At 52.4% G+C, this 16,616-nt stretch carries 22 protein-coding genes; all 22 read right to left on the reverse strand.

Translation table 11 applies throughout. The annotated features are described in order from the left end of the window. Positions 1-22: 22 nt before the first annotated feature. Complete coding sequence (ppc, locus tag PDUR_RS23060; RefSeq protein WP_042209649.1) at positions 23-2,815, reverse strand: phosphoenolpyruvate carboxylase; 2,793 nt, start codon at positions 2,813-2,815, stop codon at positions 23-25. Between the two features lie 298 nt (positions 2,816-3,113). Beyond that, the gene (locus PDUR_RS23065) at positions 3,114-3,815 is read right to left on the reverse strand and encodes a M15 family metallopeptidase (protein WP_042208363.1); all 702 of its coding nucleotides are present in this window, start codon (positions 3,813-3,815) and stop codon (positions 3,114-3,116) included. Next, complete coding sequence (locus PDUR_RS23070; RefSeq protein ID WP_042208364.1) at positions 3,787-4,182, reverse strand: hypothetical protein; 396 nt, start codon at positions 4,180-4,182, stop codon at positions 3,787-3,789. Before PDUR_RS23070 ends, PDUR_RS23065 begins: the two co-directional genes overlap by 29 nt. Beyond that, on the reverse strand, positions 4,169-4,369 hold the full coding sequence (locus PDUR_RS23075; protein ID WP_042208365.1) for a hypothetical protein: 201 nt from the start codon (positions 4,367-4,369) through the stop codon (positions 4,169-4,171). Before PDUR_RS23075 ends, PDUR_RS23070 begins: the two co-directional genes overlap by 14 nt. A gap of 3 nt (positions 4,370-4,372) precedes the next feature. Then, positions 4,373-4,675 carry a hypothetical protein gene (locus PDUR_RS23080; protein ID WP_025695680.1) on the reverse strand — a complete coding sequence of 101 codons (303 nt, stop codon included), beginning with the start codon at positions 4,673-4,675 and terminating at the stop codon, positions 4,373-4,375. A gap of 109 nt (positions 4,676-4,784) precedes the next feature. After that, positions 4,785-4,889: a CD1375 family protein gene (locus PDUR_RS29555; RefSeq protein ID WP_218918426.1), complete on the reverse strand. Its 105-nt coding sequence runs from the start codon at positions 4,887-4,889 to the stop codon at positions 4,785-4,787. Then, entirely contained in the window at positions 4,882-5,250 is a 369-nt protein-coding gene (locus PDUR_RS23085) for an XkdW family protein (RefSeq protein WP_042208366.1), read from the reverse strand. Before PDUR_RS23085 ends, PDUR_RS29555 begins: the two co-directional genes overlap by 8 nt. Positions 5,251-5,273: 23 nt before the next feature. After that, positions 5,274-6,539: a DUF1565 domain-containing protein gene (locus PDUR_RS27520; protein WP_052410365.1), complete on the reverse strand. Its 1,266-nt coding sequence runs from the start codon at positions 6,537-6,539 to the stop codon at positions 5,274-5,276. Positions 6,540-6,550: 11 nt separating this feature from the next. Then, entirely contained in the window at positions 6,551-7,102 is a 552-nt protein-coding gene (locus tag PDUR_RS23095) for a putative phage tail protein (RefSeq protein ID WP_042208367.1), read from the reverse strand. Beyond that, positions 7,092-8,159, reverse strand: coding sequence for a baseplate J/gp47 family protein (locus tag PDUR_RS23100; RefSeq protein WP_042208368.1), 1,068 nt, complete (start codon positions 8,157-8,159; stop codon positions 7,092-7,094). The genes PDUR_RS23095 and PDUR_RS23100 overlap by 11 nt, the downstream gene beginning before the upstream one ends. Further along, positions 8,152-8,571 (reverse strand): DUF2634 domain-containing protein, encoded by a 420-nt coding sequence (locus tag PDUR_RS23105; RefSeq protein WP_042208369.1) that lies wholly within the window; start codon positions 8,569-8,571, stop codon positions 8,152-8,154. The genes PDUR_RS23100 and PDUR_RS23105 overlap by 8 nt, the downstream gene beginning before the upstream one ends. Then, positions 8,568-8,864 (reverse strand): DUF2577 domain-containing protein, encoded by a 297-nt coding sequence (locus tag PDUR_RS23110; protein WP_042208370.1) that lies wholly within the window; start codon positions 8,862-8,864, stop codon positions 8,568-8,570. Before PDUR_RS23110 ends, PDUR_RS23105 begins: the two co-directional genes overlap by 4 nt. A 3-nt stretch (positions 8,865-8,867) precedes the next feature. Further along, positions 8,868-9,830, reverse strand: coding sequence for an XkdQ/YqbQ family protein (locus PDUR_RS23115; RefSeq protein WP_042208371.1), 963 nt, complete (start codon positions 9,828-9,830; stop codon positions 8,868-8,870). A gap of 39 nt (positions 9,831-9,869) precedes the next feature. Beyond that, entirely contained in the window at positions 9,870-10,568 is a 699-nt protein-coding gene (locus PDUR_RS23120) for a LysM peptidoglycan-binding domain-containing protein (protein WP_042208372.1), read from the reverse strand. Continuing rightward, the gene (locus tag PDUR_RS23125) at positions 10,565-11,359 is read right to left on the reverse strand and encodes a hypothetical protein (protein WP_042208373.1); all 795 of its coding nucleotides are present in this window, start codon (positions 11,357-11,359) and stop codon (positions 10,565-10,567) included. Before PDUR_RS23125 ends, PDUR_RS23120 begins: the two co-directional genes overlap by 4 nt. 29 nt (positions 11,360-11,388) lie before the next feature. Beyond that, positions 11,389-12,417, reverse strand: a complete 1,029-nt coding sequence (locus tag PDUR_RS23130; RefSeq protein WP_042208374.1) for a hypothetical protein — start codon at positions 12,415-12,417, stop codon at positions 11,389-11,391. A 192-nt stretch (positions 12,418-12,609) separates the two neighbouring features. Further along, positions 12,610-13,032 carry a phage tail assembly chaperone gene (locus tag PDUR_RS23140; RefSeq protein ID WP_042208375.1) on the reverse strand — a complete coding sequence of 141 codons (423 nt, stop codon included), beginning with the start codon at positions 13,030-13,032 and terminating at the stop codon, positions 12,610-12,612. A gap of 105 nt (positions 13,033-13,137) precedes the next feature. Next, positions 13,138-13,596, reverse strand: a complete 459-nt coding sequence (locus PDUR_RS23145; RefSeq protein ID WP_042208376.1) for a phage tail tube protein — start codon at positions 13,594-13,596, stop codon at positions 13,138-13,140. 1 nt (position 13,597) lies between these two features. Next, complete coding sequence (locus tag PDUR_RS23150) at positions 13,598-14,920, reverse strand: phage tail sheath family protein (RefSeq protein ID WP_042208377.1); 1,323 nt, start codon at positions 14,918-14,920, stop codon at positions 13,598-13,600. After that, complete coding sequence (locus PDUR_RS28960) at positions 14,920-15,096, reverse strand: hypothetical protein (RefSeq protein WP_156130585.1); 177 nt, start codon at positions 15,094-15,096, stop codon at positions 14,920-14,922. The genes PDUR_RS23150 and PDUR_RS28960 overlap by 1 nt, the downstream gene beginning before the upstream one ends. Then, on the reverse strand, positions 15,093-15,509 hold the full coding sequence (locus PDUR_RS23155; RefSeq protein ID WP_156130587.1) for a phage tail terminator family protein: 417 nt from the start codon (positions 15,507-15,509) through the stop codon (positions 15,093-15,095). The genes PDUR_RS28960 and PDUR_RS23155 overlap by 4 nt, the downstream gene beginning before the upstream one ends. A 513-nt stretch (positions 15,510-16,022) precedes the next feature. Beyond that, on the reverse strand, positions 16,023-16,532 hold the full coding sequence (locus tag PDUR_RS23160) for an ArpU family phage packaging/lysis transcriptional regulator (protein ID WP_042209651.1): 510 nt from the start codon (positions 16,530-16,532) through the stop codon (positions 16,023-16,025). Positions 16,533-16,616: the final 84 nt, after the last annotated feature.

The raw sequence follows: 16,616 nt of genomic DNA on the forward strand, positions 1-16,616 counted from the left end.
TGAAATGAACCAGATCGCGGTATCAGCCGGTATTACGAAGACCTGCGGCAATTCCGTTGATCGTAAGGAGCACTTCGCGCAGCAGCTCAGGGTCGTCCTGATCCTTATCCCGCAGCGCTCTTAGCTCGGTCAACAGCTGCACCTGCAAATAGCTGAGTGGATCGACATAAGGGTTGCGCAGCCGGATCGACTCCTGAATGACCGGTACATTATCCAAAATGTCCTGCTGGCCGGTTATCTTCAGGATTAGATCCGAGGTCAGCCGGAATTCTTCCTCGATCTGTCCGTAAATCCTTTGGTTGGCCTCTGTATTCTTGCCCATCTCCGCGTATTCTCTTGCGATAGTGAGATCCGCTTTGGCAATCGCCATCTGCAGCGTATCGATCAGGCTCGTAAAGAAGGAGAAATTCCCGTACATATGCTGGAGGATTTTCAAGTTCTCTTCCTTGCCTTGATAGAAGCTTTGCAGCCCCGTTCCCGCAGCATACCAAGCCGGCAGCAGGAAACGGCTCTGGGTCCAGGCGAATACCCACGGAATCGCCCGCAGATCCTCGAACCGGTCGCTGTTCTTGCGCTTGGACGGACGGGAGCCGATGTTGAGCTCTCCGATTTCCGGAAGCGGCGTAGACTCCTTGAAGAAGCTCAGGAAATCCGGGTCGCGGAAGATCAAATCCTGATATTTGTTCAGCGAAACCTCCGAAATTTCTCTGCAGATCTCTTCCCATTTGCTATCGTAAAGATCGCTATGCGGGGTTCTTGCGTTAATTGCCGCAATCACGAGCGCGGAAGTCGCCTGCTCCAGACTGCGGTAGGCAATCCCCTTCATGGCATACCGTGAGGAAAGAACCTCTCCCTGCTCGGTAATCTTAATGCCGCCTCCGATGGTAGAGGCCGGCTGAGCCAAAATACTGCGGTTCAGCGGCATTCCGCCTCTGCCGAGCGCTCCGCCGCGGCCGTGGAAGAACTTCAGCTTGACGCCATATTCGTCTGCCATAGCCGTGAGCCCCTTCAGCGCCACGCGCAGCTCCCAGTTGGCGGTTACCACGCCGCCGTCTTTGTTGCTGTCGGAATAACCAAGCATGATTTCCTGCAAATCACTCATTGCCGCAACCGCCTGGCGGTAGATCGGCATATTGAAGATTGTACGCATGATATCCGGCGCCTCGTGAAGATCATCGATCGTCTCGAACAGCGGCACCGCCTGCAATGTACAGACAACAGTTCCGTCAGCGTCGCGGCGGAACAGTCCCACTTCCTTGGCGAATACCATAACCTCCAGAATATCGCTCGCCGCCTCAGCCATACTGATGAGATAGCTGGTAATACACTGCTTGCCGTACTCCGCCTGTGCTTTATATACCGTCCGGTAAACTTCCAGGCATTCCTCGGTTCCTTCACTGTACTCCTGATAAGGGGAGGTCAGCGGCCGCGGATCGTTGAGCAGCTTCTCCAGAAGCTCAATCTTCTCTTGCTCAGACAGCTTGGAATAATCCGGCGTAATGTCCATCTTGGCCAGAATTTCCGTCATGGCGTTCTCATGCTCTTTGCTGTGCTGGCGGATATCGAGCGTCGCCGTATGGAAGCCAAACAACTCCATCTGGCGGATCAGTTTCTTAATATACGTGTCCGCCACATAATCAGCGAAGTGATGCCGCAGGCTTCGGTCAATGATATTCAGGTCTTGTATGAGCTCTGCCGGTGAAGTATAGTACTCCGACGTTCCTCTTTTTTCCTCGTCCAGCACGTTCTGCGTCTTCGAAATCATGTAGCTGAGCTTGATCCGATATGGTTCGTTATCGTTGCGCCAAGCATCGAAGCGGTCCAGTTTAATAGCCGCCCGGTCTTTGGCGATGGACTCCAGCAGTTCCGGCGTCACTTTTACAATGCTTGTGTTAAAGCTTAAATACTGCATCAGCTCGCGCATAATCCGCTGATATTCCCGTACCGCCAATATGCGCTGCATTTTCAGCGTCTGGAGAGTTACCGAGGACGTAACCGAAGGATTACCGTCGCGGTCTCCGCCGATCCAGGAACCGAACCGCAGATAAGTCGGAACATGCCAGTTCTGTCCCGGATAATACTTGCTAAGGCACCGTTCAAGCTCCTGATAGACATCAGGCAGCACATGAAAAATCGTCTCGTGAAAGTAGTACATTCCATTGCGCACTTCATCAAGCACCGTGGGCTTGCGGTCGCGCAGTTCATCCGTCTGCCATAAGGTAATGACTTCGTTCAACAGCTTCTCACGAAGCTGCTCGCGTTCCCTAAAGGTCAGTGTCGGGTTATCCAGGCCCGTAACATCGTCGGCAATCCGCTTGTGAATGTCAAGAATCGCGCGGCGCATCGCCTCTGTCGGGTGGGCAGTCATGACGAGCTCCAGCGACAGGCCGTTAACAATCTCCCACACTTCTTTAGGGGAGAAGTCCCGTTCTCTCAGCTCCTGAATAGCGCTCTCTATAGAACCAGGCTGTACGGTCTCACCCGCCGAGCGCTCATAGTCTCTTTTGCGGCGTATCCGGTGATTCTGTTCGGCAATATTCACCAATTGAAAATAAATGGCAAATGCCCGAATTACCTGATGCCGGTTCTCCGGATCCAGGGAGTCGATTAACTCCTTAAATTCGCTGTGCAGTTCAGGCAAACAAACTGAGCGCAATGACTTACTGGTCTCACGAATCTTCTCCACGATCTCCAGCAATTCATTACCGCCTTGATGTACCAAGACTTCGCCCAAAATGTTCCCCAGGAACCGTACGTCTCTCCGCAGCAGATTGTTCGAATTGACTTTGCTTGCGGTAGTCGTAAGTTCGGTCATGCTGTTCCCCCCATCCTTCTTCCGTATGAATGTCTCATCACAGGTCATGTTTGAGCTTTCCTCATATCATACAATAAAACGATTCGAAAATCTCCAACTATCTTTCACGGTAAAGCACTATAGTCTTTTAAGATTATACATCAATATGATTATTTATACAGGTATATTTTTTTACATTTTTATTAAATTATCGAGAAAATAGCTGGTATCGTTCTAAAATACGTATGAAATACCGGAGATAGGGCTTACATTTGGGGAACTTATTCATTGAGAAGACTGAAATTCATTTGAAAAAAATTTAGTTTTTTTCGCCAGGGAGCGTAATGTCTACCGTTCTCGTTGTCGGATCATAACTTATCTTGGCGCCAATCGCCTCCGCGAGCATACGCGCCGGAACATAGGTAATGCCTTTATCAAGCATACCGTCGGCTGCCTTGACGCCGTTAACATGAACCGCCACGACAGCTTTATCATCCTTTTTTATGGCTTCATTTTTCTTCAAAAGATCATTTACGGCTGCCATAGCAGCCCCAGAAGGCCGTTCTCCGGCACGAAGCCGATCCAAAGCCAGTCCAAATGTCATTTGCAAATGGGGATAATCTTTAAACCCGCTCCAGTCGCCGCCCCACTCGAAGTCGAGTATTTTGGCGGTTTGCACAACCTGCCGCCAGTCCGCAATCCGATCCTCGTTGCCGTCGCGCAGCATATCCCACGATACATTCTTTCCATCCGGCAGCAGCAGCGCAAAATCAACCGCAAGCCCGTAATTGTGGTAGCTGTAGCCTCCGCGCGCATGAGTCACAACGGTCCCCGGCTTGGTGCGCCCCTGAGCGTATAACGCCTCTTGCTCGGCCAGCGTGCGCAGCCCTTGGGTAATGAGGATGGGGATGCCGCAGGCATAGCAGCGCTGGATCAGCGCCACAGCCGCCGAATGCACAGCCGGATTTAGACCGGCCAGTCTGGCCGATGATTTATTTTGAACCTGTGTCAGAGTCAGCATGCCCTTCTCCTTTCCGGTCAATCCGTCTGAAATAGATAAATTGGTCGTACCTGCCTGAATACGTCAGCGCAGCCAAGGCAATCAATCCTGCGGTCGTTCCAAGCTGGGTGAGCGTCCAGCCATACAAGAGCCAGGTCTCAAGCTCCGGAGTGAAGAGTCCGTATATTTGCGCAAAATGGGCCGCCAGCACAATCAGCATTTTGACAGTATACGCCAGTAGAAAAAAGAGCATCGCCAGCATGAACACGCTGACCACGCCCTTTCGGAAACGTTCGAAAAAATAAGCTTTATGGCGATGAATAATATACAGCGAACAGCCGATAGCGGTGCTGTACAATACGAGCAGAACGATATCAATTCCTTTCATGGGCATCCCCTCGATCATAAATCAAGTATTGGGCGAACCGGTTGCGCCCGATCTCTTCCTGTATCTCCCGCGAAGTGTCACGGTAGCGGCTGATAGTAAGCGTAACACGGGTGGAAGCTTGCCGCAGCTCCCTTTCTTTTTCCGCATGCAGGGGGAGAAAAAAGCGCCAAATCCATGGAAACCGCATGCTTTAAGCCCCCCTGTCTTCCGTTTGATCGACTTTCAATTTTTTGAGCACATCGAGCGTCGGCTGCATGAAATCGGAACGTTCCTTATCGAGAATCGCCTGCAGCCGGTCGCGATCCTCCTCAGCCTTATCCAGCAGCTCCCGGGGCACCAAGCTTCCTTTGGCGATCGCCCGCAGCAGCATAATCACTACAATCATCAGAATCAACGCCACGACATAAGCGAGCCCGTATTTGTCCGCCAACGGCAGCAGCTTCTCCAGTTGCGCAATGTCTCCCTGTTCCATTTTCCCGTCCCTTTCTTTCATTAATGTAAAAAACCCCCGTCAGGCGGGGGCGAATAACGCTTGTGCGTCATGCTTGTGTGCGTCATGCGTGTTTTAGGTCATGAATGATTTATGCCGTGAAAGCAATACTTCATGCCATTACGATGATTTGGCGCACTTCCTCTTGTAAGGGTGACGGGACTTCATCCACCGTCTTTAAGCCCTTGCGGATCAAGTCCGCGTATACTTTAGCCATTAGGGTTCCCCTCCTTTAGCGCCAGCAGCTGTTCATATATCTCGGCCAGCGCAAGCTGCACATTCGTTGTCTCTTCCCCAGCGGCTTTCAGCTTACCGTTCGTATCTTCCAGAGCAGCCTTGGTATCCGCGAGTTCCTTACGCAGCTGTTCCAGCTCGCCTAGCTCCGCCGGCAGCTTGTCTGCTTCAGCTTTCTGATATGCTTCCCAGGCGGCTTGCAGTTCCTCTTCGGTCGGCTGCGGGGCATCCAGGTTCCAGACGGCGATGTATGGGCCTTTGCCGTCACTGTCGTCCCATACTTCAAAATCGCGTATCGGGTCCGCGCCGTGGTATAAATGCTGCAGCGTTAATGTTATGTTCAATTTCGTTTCCTCCTTTCGGAATTCTAAGCTATTCTTATAATTTCTAGTCTGGTTGCGTCTCCTCCAGGTTGTACATTTACCGCCGATCCTGCGTACGCTTGAATTTCGAGTGTGTCCCCGAATCCAAGATAAAGCATAACCTCGCCATTCAGTATGGTATCAAAGCTAAAAGGAGGTATTCTAAGGTCCATATGATAACCCACGGATGAATTCTGCAGACAACGGATCATATATTGAGAGTTGGAAGGTGCTCCAAGAAGATATATCTGCGCACTGATCCTATACCATCCGGATTGGGGGGATGTGAATACGCCTGTTGGCGGGTTATAACCGTTAAGCTGGTTCCCAATTACCACATCATTAACAACCCTAGTCCATACTCCAGCAGAAATACTCTGGATGCTGCTTCGATTAGCCCAAACAAGCGGTCTAGATGAAGTTGTATTATCTCCCCACGGATTCACAGATAATGATGGCCCTCCATACATACCCGCCCCACTGTGCAAAGTACCCTTTGTGTAAATGACAGAAGAATTATCTCCGTAAAGAACATAGCCATTACCCGTTCCTGAGCAGGTATCAACTGTAATAGTCGAGTTGTTAGCTGAAACGGCAGCACTTACTACATTGGAGATAACACAGTTGTAAATTATGGCACGCCCGAAGGCTACGTTAAACCCATCATTCGCTCCAGCAGTCGTCCGGCAGTTTGAAAATAAAGTATACGACGTACCCGCCGAATAAAAAGCTACTCCGCTCGTAGTTGTTGCGGTAAGTCCAAAAATATATACATAATGAGATCTAACGGATGTAACTGATTTTACAAAGGTTGATGCATCTACACCAAGCAAGGATAGCTGCCCTTTTCCGATAATTCCATATATAGAAACATCCTCGTTATATGTTCCAGCAGCAATACTGATTGTTACATCATTATTGATCACAAGAGGTAGGCTATTAATAGCTTTCTGGATGGTTTTGAACGGCGCTGAGCTTGTCAATCCGCTGTTGCTATCGCTGCCCGATGTACTAACATAGTAGGTTAAAGTACTGGAAGTTGTAGTTACGGCAGTTGCCGGAAGCTGCCCGGCGGGCAGCTTCGCCGAAGCGTCCAGCGTAGCGACACCGTTCGCCGCTCCCTTCTGAGTCAGCGGCACCGAGGCGGCTGTCTGGTCCTGCAGGCTCTTCACCGCAGAATCCAGCGTATCCATGTTGCCGTTCAGGTCGGCGATGTCTACAATATCGGTGCCCTCCGGTTTTCTCAAACCAAGGTTATTAGTCGTTCGCATAAGTCACACTCCTATTCATATACTCGTAAGTCCTCCCAGGTCTTGGTGTGCGCCTCGCTCCATGTCAGCGCCTTAAGCGCGGTCCACCAGGTGAATGTGTATTGGAAGGAATAAGCCAGATGAGCCGGCTTGATCTCCTCGATGATTTGAATGAGGTCGTCCAGATTGGCCGGGATGCCGAGCGTGCCGACGAATCGGACTTCGAAGCTGTACTCGCCCGGAACCTCCGCGACCTCAACCTCTCCCCCGGAAAAAGCGGAAGCCGTCCGCCGGATCATGTCCGGCGTCGTCGTCCCCGCCCCTCTCAGCTTCGCTGTGATTCGTTCCCTGCGTGCGGCGTAAGTCTTGGTCCGGTCGATGTTCAGCCCCAGCTCATTCTCCCAGCGGTCCAGCATCCAGGTTGCCGTATCTACATTAAGCTGACCTCGATGGTCTTCCAGAGCAGACCAGGCGTCCCCGCACTCTGCGGTATGAACGCCCTGCACCGTCTCCATCTCCAGGATGCCTCGATAATAGTCCGGCAAATAATCCATGAGGTCAGTAAACAACTCATTAGCTGCCATTCTGCACCTCCAACGTCACAGCGCCGAACAGCGGCACTTCTTCGGCTCCAAGTGTCACATTGCCCGCTCCGCTGCTCAGCAGCAGGTTTGCATAATCCGCAACCCCCTCGGTGCCAAGCAGCAGAGCGCCGATGACGGATTGGCTGATATACGTCGCGGTAAATCCTTTTTCCTTGCGGTAGTTCTCAAGAGCGGCTTGAAATCGCTCCTTCACCTCTTGCAGCTCATATCCGGGAGCCAGCGAGACCTCAGCGGAGACGGTTATGGTCTTTCCCTGAACCGAAGCTGCCGTAACCACCGCTCCGACGGGCGCCTGTCCTTCCCCCTGCCCCGGAGCCGGGTCGATATATTGCTGCACCTGATCCACAAGCAGCGTGGAGGCCGGTTTTTTCTCCGCGTCGGTAATCGTTACCTTCACCGTCTTCGGACCATTCCACAGCGGAAATACGCGCGCGCCGCCCACGCCCGGAATTTGCAGCGCCCATTCCGCATAATGGGCCTTGTTGCCGCTTGTCGCCGGACGCCTGGCCGAATCGAAATAACGCTGCCGCAGCGTCTCGTCGTCTTCCGCATCCTCTCCGGGGATTAGCAGGCGAACCGTCTCGCCCCGTGACAGCTGCGGAATATAGTCGATGGGCAGGAGCGCACCGGAATTACGGTTTCCCGCCGTTCCGGCCGTTTCGCAGGTAAGCCGGTAATTTCCGGGAGACAGCTTCTCCGCCGCCGTGTAGTTCAACTGATCGAGTGAGAAGCGGCTGCCGAGCGGAATGTCCAACCCTCCGCCGCCGTCCGCATAGAACGCCCCTTGAATTTCGGCCGGGCTTGCCGGACGTCTTGTGATGCCCGACCACACGATGCTCCGTTCCAGAAACTCGCCCGTAGCCGTGTCGGCAAAGAACAGATTCGTATTCAGCTCAAGCTCGACATACATCTGGGCCAGTTCCGCAGCCGCAGGAGCCAAGGCGTCATAAATGATGCTGCCTTCTCTTTTGTCCAGCTCTTCCGGCACTCGATCCAGCATCCGCTCCAGAATCGCCTCGAATGTCTGATCAGCCATTTGCATTCAGCTCCTTTCTGATTTGGATATCTCCGTAGCGCGACCTCGCCGTAACGTTAATTGACACATTCTCCCCGTTAAACGAAACCTCCGGCTGATTCACTCCCTCAACCCGGTCGTCCTGAAGCAGCGCTTCCGTCACAACCCGCCGAATCTCCGGTCTAGCGAGCAGCCGGTCCTGCCCCAGCACCAGATTCCACTCCGTTCCATAATTGGAGCTATAAATAAGCTGTTCATAGCGGAGCGTGCGCAGCGCCTTATCCACCGCCTGCTTTAGAGCCTCCAGACCGTCCACATAGCCGGTAATCCGCCCCTTTTTCCAGTCGATGCCATAGGTTAAGCTCGGGGATTCACTCGCTTCCCCATCCGCCTGCTCTGTAATGTAACCGGACTGTCCCGCTTCGGGAATCATGGCGACTTCACCAGCCTATCCAGCACGACATAGCTCTGGCCGCCCTGCATGCGCAGCAGCAGAACACGGTCGCCCGCTTCAAGCCCCCGCCGCAGCACGACTTCCCCGCCATCCAGCGGGATTTTGCTCTCCATGACCGATTCGGGCAGAACGAGCGCGTTCCCGGGCAAAATAAATTTTTGATCGATCTGGATTTGCAGCGGCGCTCCCGTAATTACCGTTCCATAAAAAAAAGCCACCGGATTGCTGCTGTCCACCGCTCCAAGGCTTGCTTTTTTAATAATATCCAACACGGTTTACACCACCTTGATATCAAGAGACATGGTATGCTCTCCCCCGGACAGATTGTGGGTACACTGATCGACCAGAAACAGCTGCACCTTAAGCTCGTCCAGAAGCACATAAATGAAGCTGCCTGCGCGCACGCGCAAATCGCCGATGGCCTGTACCGAAAGACTAATCTTTTCCCGGTTATGCAGCTTCAGCAGCTGTTCCGCCTTCTCCCGGATTTGCGCCGCGTTCGCATTGTCGTCCGCCTTCTGGGACAAGTGCAAGATCCCCCACCGTTTGACATTGTCCTTGTCGCTGGCCGGATAGAAATCGCGTTTCCCTGTCTCTTCATTGTTTTTGTACAAAATAATTGTGTTATACGTCTCGTCGTCGATACTCGTCTTGAGTGAATAGTCATATAAAAGGCTGCCCGCTCCGAGCGCCACATTCAGCAGCATGGATTCCGGACCGCGCAGCGTAAGCTTGCCAAAATCATCGTAAAAGGCCAGCAGCCGCCCCTTCTGCCGAAGCTCGGATTCGATCGCCCCCATAATAATATCGAGCAGCTTCTTATCGTCTTCAATTAAAGACGGCTGAACGTACTCCGTCTCTTCCAGCACGCCGGTCCTGAGTCCGTAATCGCCCGCGATTTTGCGAATGACGCCGGTAGCAGTTACGTTCTCGAGGGCATAGCTGCCGTTGCCGAGCAGATACCGGATCTGGTCGTAGGCCGTCAGCTTGAGCTGCCGGTCCTGGCCGGTCTCCAGACTGAACACAAATCCGTAAAAAACATTGACCCCGTCCTTACGGAACTGCACAATATCGCCATTAGCGATTGCAAATTTCGGATGCTGGTAAATCCCCCCGTTCAGGAGTGTGAGTTCCAGTGTAGAAGGCTTCCCGGAGCGGGCGGTTTTCCAGGAAATGTCCGAGGCGATCCCAGCTATATCCCAGATCCTTCCTTCCTTGTTCTTGACCAGCAGTTCCATGGCTTCCTCCTCTCCTACTGTAAAAATAGCCGGGATGCGTCAAGGCAGCTTGATCGTCTTGCCAACCGGAAGCTTCCTCAGCTCACTGTCGGGAATGTCGTTAAGCTTCTGGATTTCCTTCCACCTGCTTCCGTCGCCCAGCACCTTTTGCGCGATTCTCCACAGATTGTCGCCCGCTTTCAGCTTATAGACAGCCGGGGCTTTGCGGTCGCCTGCTCTCTGCTGCTGCGTTTTGGCCGCTCCCTTAACGACTTTTACGGGGGCCGCCTGGTAGAACACATACTTTTTCAGCGAGAGCGAATATTCGATATCTCCTGAAGTACCGGCGCTGAGCTTCCAGTTGAAGCTCTCAATGCTCATGGCCATGCTCACGGGTAAATCACTGGTTTGAGCCGACTCCCGCGTCTCCAGACCGGAAAAAACAAAACGGATCGGCCTGCGGCTCGTCATCCATTTTTTGATCATCTCCACATATTCAAAAGGTTTAAGCAACCGGTTCTTCCCTGTCTCCGGCACGAGGACGAAAGGATAGCGCTGCGCCGGAAAGATACTTTCCAGCGTAATTTCGGTCAGCTTGGGATAGGAAATAGCGTTGATTTCACCCAAATCGATAATGGTATAGCTTTTACCTTCACCCACTTCCTTGATTTCCAGCGTCTCGGGATTGACCGGCAGGCGGAAGATATCCTCCATATTGTTGTAGCTGAGAAAAAAACCGTACTCCTGGTGCGTATTCATGTATACACCCCCTGTGCGGTCGACACGAACTCCTCGCTTAGCTTTTGATTGATTTTGTTGATAATCGAGTCGATATCTCCGGCGTTATTAATATTTCCAGTTGTTACCTGCACCGTTGGCGTAAGCTCGACAAAATTTTGGATAGCCTGGATTTCGGCCAGTTCCCGCAGCATAGCCAGGTCGTCGCTGGAAATATCCACGGTATTTTTGACGGAACCGACCTCTCCAACCCGGTCAACGTTGTTGATGTTGCCCAGGTTGTTCATATTGCCCTGCCCCGGACTTTGAATCATTTTCGGCTGCTTCTGGGTATGGGTATCATCTTTTAATTCCTTTACCTTGGTGCTGAATTTGTCCACCATATCTTTTCCTACCCGGCCGTACTGCTTGGCGGCAATGGAAGGATCGACAAAAGCCTTCTTCTGGCTGTTTATAACCGGCTTATCGCTTACAGGCTCCGGTATCATTTTCCGCACGTTATCGATCATGCCGCTGAATACATGCGGGTCTTCCGGGTCAAGCAGATTGACTTTTACATTGGCCAGCTTTTCAAATCCCGGGATATTGCTCAGAAAATCCGTTACGTCTTTGAATTTGGTTAATACTTTGTTCACCGCCGAAGCGATCACCTTCACAAACCCGCCGGCAAAGTTCTCCGTCCCCAGCGCCATTTGATAAATGAAGTTCAGAAAGTTCATCGCCAGATCATAGAATAATTTCTTCACGGCAAAGCTGGGGTCAATGAACAGATTACGGAAGAAGTCCGCAAAAATAATAAAGGTGTTATACAAACCGATAACAATGTTCTCGATAAAACCCTTTAGCCAGCCGAAGCCCGTTGCAATGGCGACAACAACTTCCCTACGGTAACGCCCGACTGCATCAGGATATAAATCAGCAGCGCGACCGCGGCGACGATAAGCAGAATCGGCCAGTTGGCCACAAGCCAAGCGGCTGCGAGCGAATACACCTGAACAATCATGGCAGCCAGATAGACAAAGGCGATTGCCGCCAAGATCGGACCGATAACCGACCAGTTCTGCTGGATAACGCTGCCCATATAGATCAAGCCATCCACTACCATCGAAATGGCGGTTGCCGCGACTAAGAAGAGATTCGCCATGAGATTGATCGCAGCCGTCATCTGATCTGATTTAAAAGCATTATTCAGGGCATCAAGCGCAGGTCGCAGCGCCACAAGCGCCTTTTGCCCCATCAATGCATAAGCTCCGTCTATATTATCCTGGAGCGTTTTCCAATTCTTCTTATCATCATCCGTTGCCGCGCCCTTGATCACTTTCTCACCCATCGATTTCGCCTTGTCAAAGACAGAAGCAACATCCAAGCCCTTCAAAGCGCTGACTGTTTTGGACAAAAAGCCGCCCTTATCCGATCCGTTTGATGCGGACGCTCCTCCGGCTGTGGCGGCGCCTCCCCCGGCTCCACCCACTGATGCCCCCGAGGCAGCTTGGTTTCTGGAAAAGAGACGGGCTGCGGCCTTTTCGCCAAAATATTTGGCTACTTCGAACGTATTAATGTTCAGGATATCCAGCACATCGCCGAGCTTGTCCATAAAGCCCTTTTTCGCCTTCGCAGCGTCGCCGCCGCCGTCCGCGCTTCCCGATTGTTCAGAGAGCTTCCGCGCCGCTTCCTGGGCCTGCATAAAGCCTTCCACAAAGGACTTGTTCTTTTCTTCGTAAATCCGCTCCAGTATTTTCTGAAGGTCGTTCAGCGTATAAGCTGCTCTTTCAAAGTTCTGATTGAGCCGTTCCCATTCCGCGTTCACGTTACGCCAGACCGTCAGCGCGCGTACCGGCACCAATGCGGTGCTTGTTACCTCGTTATTCATCTATCCACCCCCTTCATCTCTTTCTTCCTTTGCCTCTTGAGCGCTCCCGCTTTTCTTTATCCACCCGGACGGCGATCATCGCATAGATAGCGGCCCGTTCGCGGACAGAGAGCGCCATAAGCTCATGGGGCAAAATATGCAGCTCATGGAGGGCGTAGTAGGCCAGATTGGCCTCTCCGTCGCCCTCGTTAATCAGTTTTTTACTTCGTCCACCAGTTCGTTCATATCCGTGCCGAAGCCGTTAAGCGCCTGCACCCGCTCGCCGAGAGCGGCGAATTCGCCGGGCAGAAGCATTTTGCGCAGCAGCGCCTCCGCGCCCAGCACGCCGTAAGAACGCTGCAGCTCCGCATTTTTCAGATCGGGATATACGACGCTCGCCGTCATCAGCTTGGCCATATAATCATTGGCATCGATTTCCGGCGTGTAGACGCCGTTCTTGCCTTTGATCTTCCGGGTGGCCGCCTTCCGGCATTCCTGATTCTCGTCCTCCGTCATGCTGCGCAGCTTCCAGGCCGCGGGCTTGCCGTCCTTATCTTTAAAGCGCGTGGATACGATAAATTCCTCGGTCGTGTCACAGCTTACATTTTGTGCAAAAAACAAACTAAATTCACTCATTTTCCAATCCTCCTATGATGATTGTGGCCCGCCGAGGGCAGGAGCCGGCGCTGAGACACCGCCCTCCCCCGTGAGCAAACTAATATGATACGCTTAAATGCCGGCTTAAGACACCGAACCGAACGGCTTGCCAATCTCTACATCCTCGAACGTGAAGCTGACCTCTTCCTCCAGCGCGTCCGACTCGGTATCGAGCGAAGCCATAATGACGCTGTCGAGGTTGACCCCCTTCAGATTGATCCGCTGGGCGCCAATGCTGGACGAAGGGTCCTCGTTGATGACTTCGATATCGAAATACTGGTCAACGCCCGTATTCATATAATCAAGCATCATTTGACGGAAACGGCTGGTCATATAAAAAATGGTCATCGAACCGCTTCCCGACCACCCCGTCGCTTTATGCTGGACGCCGCGGCGGCCCAGTGTTTTGACTTCCGCTTTTTGCTTCTCGACCGTAGCCTCCAGCTTTTTCACATAGAACATCTCTTCGATTTGGGTGCCGATCACCGCATAGGCGCGGCCTTCCTGACCGGAAATCGTATCGCTAGCTTTCAAGAACGCCATCTTAAACCACCTTCACTTTCAGATATACTTTTTCTACCGAATCCACCGGTTTTACAGCCGTTTCCAGCACTACGCTATCGCTGTCGGCGCCGGCAACGACGGAAATATCGGTCTGCGCGTTGAAGTTCTCAATGGCTCCGATATCCTGGAGATCGTTCATATAGGCGGCACACTGCGACCAGAACAGCGCTCGGCCGTCCTCATTATTGGATACCTTGCCAACAAAGTAGGTTTCAAAAATACGCTTCAGATCAACCGCAATACCGTCGAGTACACGGAGAACCCGGTTCTTCGAAAAAGCCTTGTCTTTTGCCGGTGTGAACGCCGTAAGCGTATTGATATCCTGCTCGACCACCGCCTTTGCGCCGTTGTAAGTAAAGAGCAGTTCACCATTCAAGAGCGCCGCTGTCGTCTCGGAATGGCTCAGACGGACATCGGCATCCACCGCATCATCATAGGCCTGATAGGTCAGTGATTCATTTACCGCAGCCGCTGCGGTCGCTCCCGCTGTCCATGCCACCGCGTTCGTCTTGTCCACTACGGTGCCGTCGCTTAAAACTACGCCGTTCTTTACGCTGATGACCCCTTCATAACCGGCGGTAGCGTAATCCGACACAACAGCCTGCACCTTCTTGCCTTCGGAATCGCGCAGCCGTTTCACATAAGAGGTGTAGAGAGCTTTAAGCGAGTTGTCTTGCGAGACCAGACCGACCGTTTGAAAATCCTGTACCTCCAGCGCGGCCAGAAAATCGCTGTGGTTCTGATTGGTCACCGTCCCGTTGCTTCCGCCCGTAAGCGGAATTCCGGCAGACGCTGTCAGTCCCTCCGGCCCGTTCGCCTCGAACGTGACATAGGCGTTATCCAGCAAATCGGCTGCGGCGGCGACCGTCTGCCTGTCCACTTCCGCCCCATCAAGCAGTGTCTTTACGTCGAACTTGGCCGGGTCCTCGATATTGCTTGCAATTACGAACGACAGATCATTGCCGCGTTCTCCGCCATATTGAGCCGTTGTCTTTAAACCACTGGCTGTTGCCTCCGCTTTGACGCCGGTATTCAGGCGGTAGAGCAGCAGCTTACCCGCCCGCTTGAGTGCTTCGCGTACCGGAAGCAGCGCTTCATGCGTCCAGTCATACCCGAGCAGCTTGGCGATATCTTCCTGAGGCGTAATGCCGATGATCTGACCGGCAGGCCCCCAAGAGAGCGCCAGAGCCAGTGCGGCGGTGCCGCGTTCTCCCATTTTTCCGATTACGCCCGATTGGGATGATACATTCACATACACCCCGGGACGTACCTTGTTTTGCGTTGTCCATGTTCCTCCAGCCATTAGATAACCTCCTTCGTTAAAAAGAGCTCCAGCTCTTGTCTAGCCTGTTCCAGCGTGTAGCTTTGATCCTGCTGCAAAATCACGTCAAGCGCATCCTTTTCCCTTGGCGTAAAAATCGCCGACTCCAGGATCTGTGTTTTGCCAAATACGATATTGTTCTCATTTATTGCGCTCATTTCAATCTTCCTTCCTCTGTGAATTGACCCATTGTCACTGCTTCAGGACGCTCGCTTTGCAGGTACAGCGAATACTCTGCCGTGAACAGATCCGCTTCTCCTGCCGCTCCAGCCGTCCAGGTCTGCCGTACACTGCGGTAGCTCACCCCGTCTCCTTGTACAAGGGTAAGAGCATCACGCAAAGCGTCCGCCATAACCTCCGCCTCCGATACCGGAACGCCTTCATAGCGGATACCAAAGCGGTACACCGCCGCATATCGGTCTTCCCGCTGCCGGTCATATGCCGCCGAAACCAGAAACAGCCGAAAGCCCGGCGTCTGCGGCGGATCGTCACTTGAAATAACGGGAATGTCCGCAAAACGCTGCTCCAGCGCAGCCGTAATGCAGCTCCGCAAATGCTGTACAGACATCATTGCCTTCCTTTCTTGCCCCGGCCGTCTGCCGGTTATTGCCGTGCTCTTTCTGTAATCCCATGCTTACCTATGCCTTCATCCCCTCCCGTCTTTTCCCGATAAGCAAAACGGACATCATCCTTTGGGATGACATCCGCTTGTTTGGGCAATGACCGAAAGAAACTTTCACCGCTCTCTTGGCTCTACAGGTGTAACTGCGGCTTCTGCTGAAGCATTCATGCTCCCGCGGTGTTCTTTCGCTTCATTTGCCATGGTATAATCATATCTCCTTTTTTAGCGCATGAAGACGGCATTAGGGCGAAGTTCGGAAGAAGATTGCGATGAAAAAAGGCGTTTTTTCGGTGGCGAATACATCCCTTCTTATTGAACCCTTCCAAGGGTTCAGAACGTCGTGAGACAGTTCGGTCCCTATCTGTCGTGGGCGCAGTAAATTTGAGAGGAGCACATGGTAAGACAAAAAGGAGACCGCCCTTTTCGGACAATCTCCTTCTCACTTACTATTCGCTTGGCCTATTATCGGATATTTGAAAGCACGCCGGTGCTTGCCTTTTTCGTTTTGGACGCCGCTTTGAGCATCGGACCCAGTGACAGCATGTTCAGCTCCTTGAAAGCCAGAGCCATTTTATAAAAAGCGCGCGTCCGGATTTTAACATAAGTATCCTTGCTGACGGGCGGGTCGAATACATGATTGTAAACCGTATAATCGAATACCTCATCCCTTCTCAAATACCTTTCGCGAACCAGCTGCTGTTCCCGGCTGTCCAGTCTCTCTACCACCGATTCCACGGCGGCACAGTAGGCCCTCCGGGCCGCAGGCACGTCCACATTATGCGCAGCGAGTGAAGCGGTCGGATCTGCAATAACATGCGTCGGTCCATGAAAACGTTCCGTGTAAGAATACGTAGTGGAAGCCTCTCTCGCCTCAAAAGTAATCGTTTTGAATATCCGGTATTTCTCCAGCATGCTTTCAATCGCTATTTGAGTTTGGCGCCGGTCAAGTTCAGGCAAGGAAGATAGATTCATCATCGTGTAGCGCTCCTTTAACGGTTTTCTAGAAATTTGTTTCAGATGCAAATGAAAAATGTGATAGAATGTTCTGTGTTCGCA

Source organism: Paenibacillus durus (assembly GCF_000756615.1).
Lineage (GTDB): Bacteria > Bacillota > Bacilli > Paenibacillales > Paenibacillaceae > Paenibacillus_AQ > Paenibacillus_AQ durus.

Excerpts from the sequence above, each read along its gene's own strand:
- ppc (WP_042209649.1), bottom strand. The coding sequence starts at position 2,815 with ATGACCGAACTTACGACTACCGCAAGCAAAGTCAATTCGAACAATCTG.
- PDUR_RS23065 (WP_042208363.1), bottom strand. The coding sequence starts at position 3,815 with ATGCTGACTCTGACACAGGTTCAAAATAAATCATCGGCCAGACTGGCC.
- PDUR_RS23070 (WP_042208364.1), bottom strand. The coding sequence starts at position 4,182 with ATGAAAGGAATTGATATCGTTCTGCTCGTATTGTACAGCACCGCTATC.
- PDUR_RS23075 (WP_042208365.1), bottom strand. The coding sequence starts at position 4,369 with ATGCGGTTTCCATGGATTTGGCGCTTTTTTCTCCCCCTGCATGCGGAA.
- PDUR_RS23080 (WP_025695680.1), bottom strand. The coding sequence starts at position 4,675 with ATGAAAGAAAGGGACGGGAAAATGGAACAGGGAGACATTGCGCAACTG.
- PDUR_RS29555 (WP_218918426.1), bottom strand. The coding sequence starts at position 4,889 with ATGGCTAAAGTATACGCGGACTTGATCCGCAAGGGCTTAAAGACGGTG.
- PDUR_RS27520 (WP_052410365.1), bottom strand. The coding sequence starts at position 6,539 with ATGCGAACGACTAATAACCTTGGTTTGAGAAAACCGGAGGGCACCGAT.
- PDUR_RS23095 (WP_042208367.1), bottom strand. The coding sequence starts at position 7,102 with ATGGCAGCTAATGAGTTGTTTACTGACCTCATGGATTATTTGCCGGAC.
- PDUR_RS23100 (WP_042208368.1), bottom strand. The coding sequence starts at position 8,159 with ATGGCTGATCAGACATTCGAGGCGATTCTGGAGCGGATGCTGGATCGA.
- PDUR_RS23105 (WP_042208369.1), bottom strand. The coding sequence starts at position 8,571 with ATGATTCCCGAAGCGGGACAGTCCGGTTACATTACAGAGCAGGCGGAT.
- PDUR_RS23115 (WP_042208371.1), bottom strand. The coding sequence starts at position 9,830 with ATGGAACTGCTGGTCAAGAACAAGGAAGGAAGGATCTGGGATATAGCT.
- PDUR_RS23120 (WP_042208372.1), bottom strand. The coding sequence starts at position 10,568 with ATGAATACGCACCAGGAGTACGGTTTTTTTCTCAGCTACAACAATATG.
- PDUR_RS23130 (WP_042208374.1), bottom strand. The coding sequence starts at position 12,417 with ATGAATAACGAGGTAACAAGCACCGCATTGGTGCCGGTACGCGCGCTG.
- PDUR_RS23140 (WP_042208375.1), bottom strand. The coding sequence starts at position 13,032 with ATGAGTGAATTTAGTTTGTTTTTTGCACAAAATGTAAGCTGTGACACG.
- PDUR_RS23145 (WP_042208376.1), bottom strand. The coding sequence starts at position 13,596 with ATGGCGTTCTTGAAAGCTAGCGATACGATTTCCGGTCAGGAAGGCCGC.
- PDUR_RS23150 (WP_042208377.1), bottom strand. The coding sequence starts at position 14,920 with ATGGCTGGAGGAACATGGACAACGCAAAACAAGGTACGTCCCGGGGTG.
- PDUR_RS28960 (WP_156130585.1), bottom strand. The coding sequence starts at position 15,096 with ATGAGCGCAATAAATGAGAACAATATCGTATTTGGCAAAACACAGATC.
- PDUR_RS23155 (WP_156130587.1), bottom strand. The coding sequence starts at position 15,509 with ATGATGTCTGTACAGCATTTGCGGAGCTGCATTACGGCTGCGCTGGAG.
- PDUR_RS23160 (WP_042209651.1), bottom strand. The coding sequence starts at position 16,532 with ATGAATCTATCTTCCTTGCCTGAACTTGACCGGCGCCAAACTCAAATA.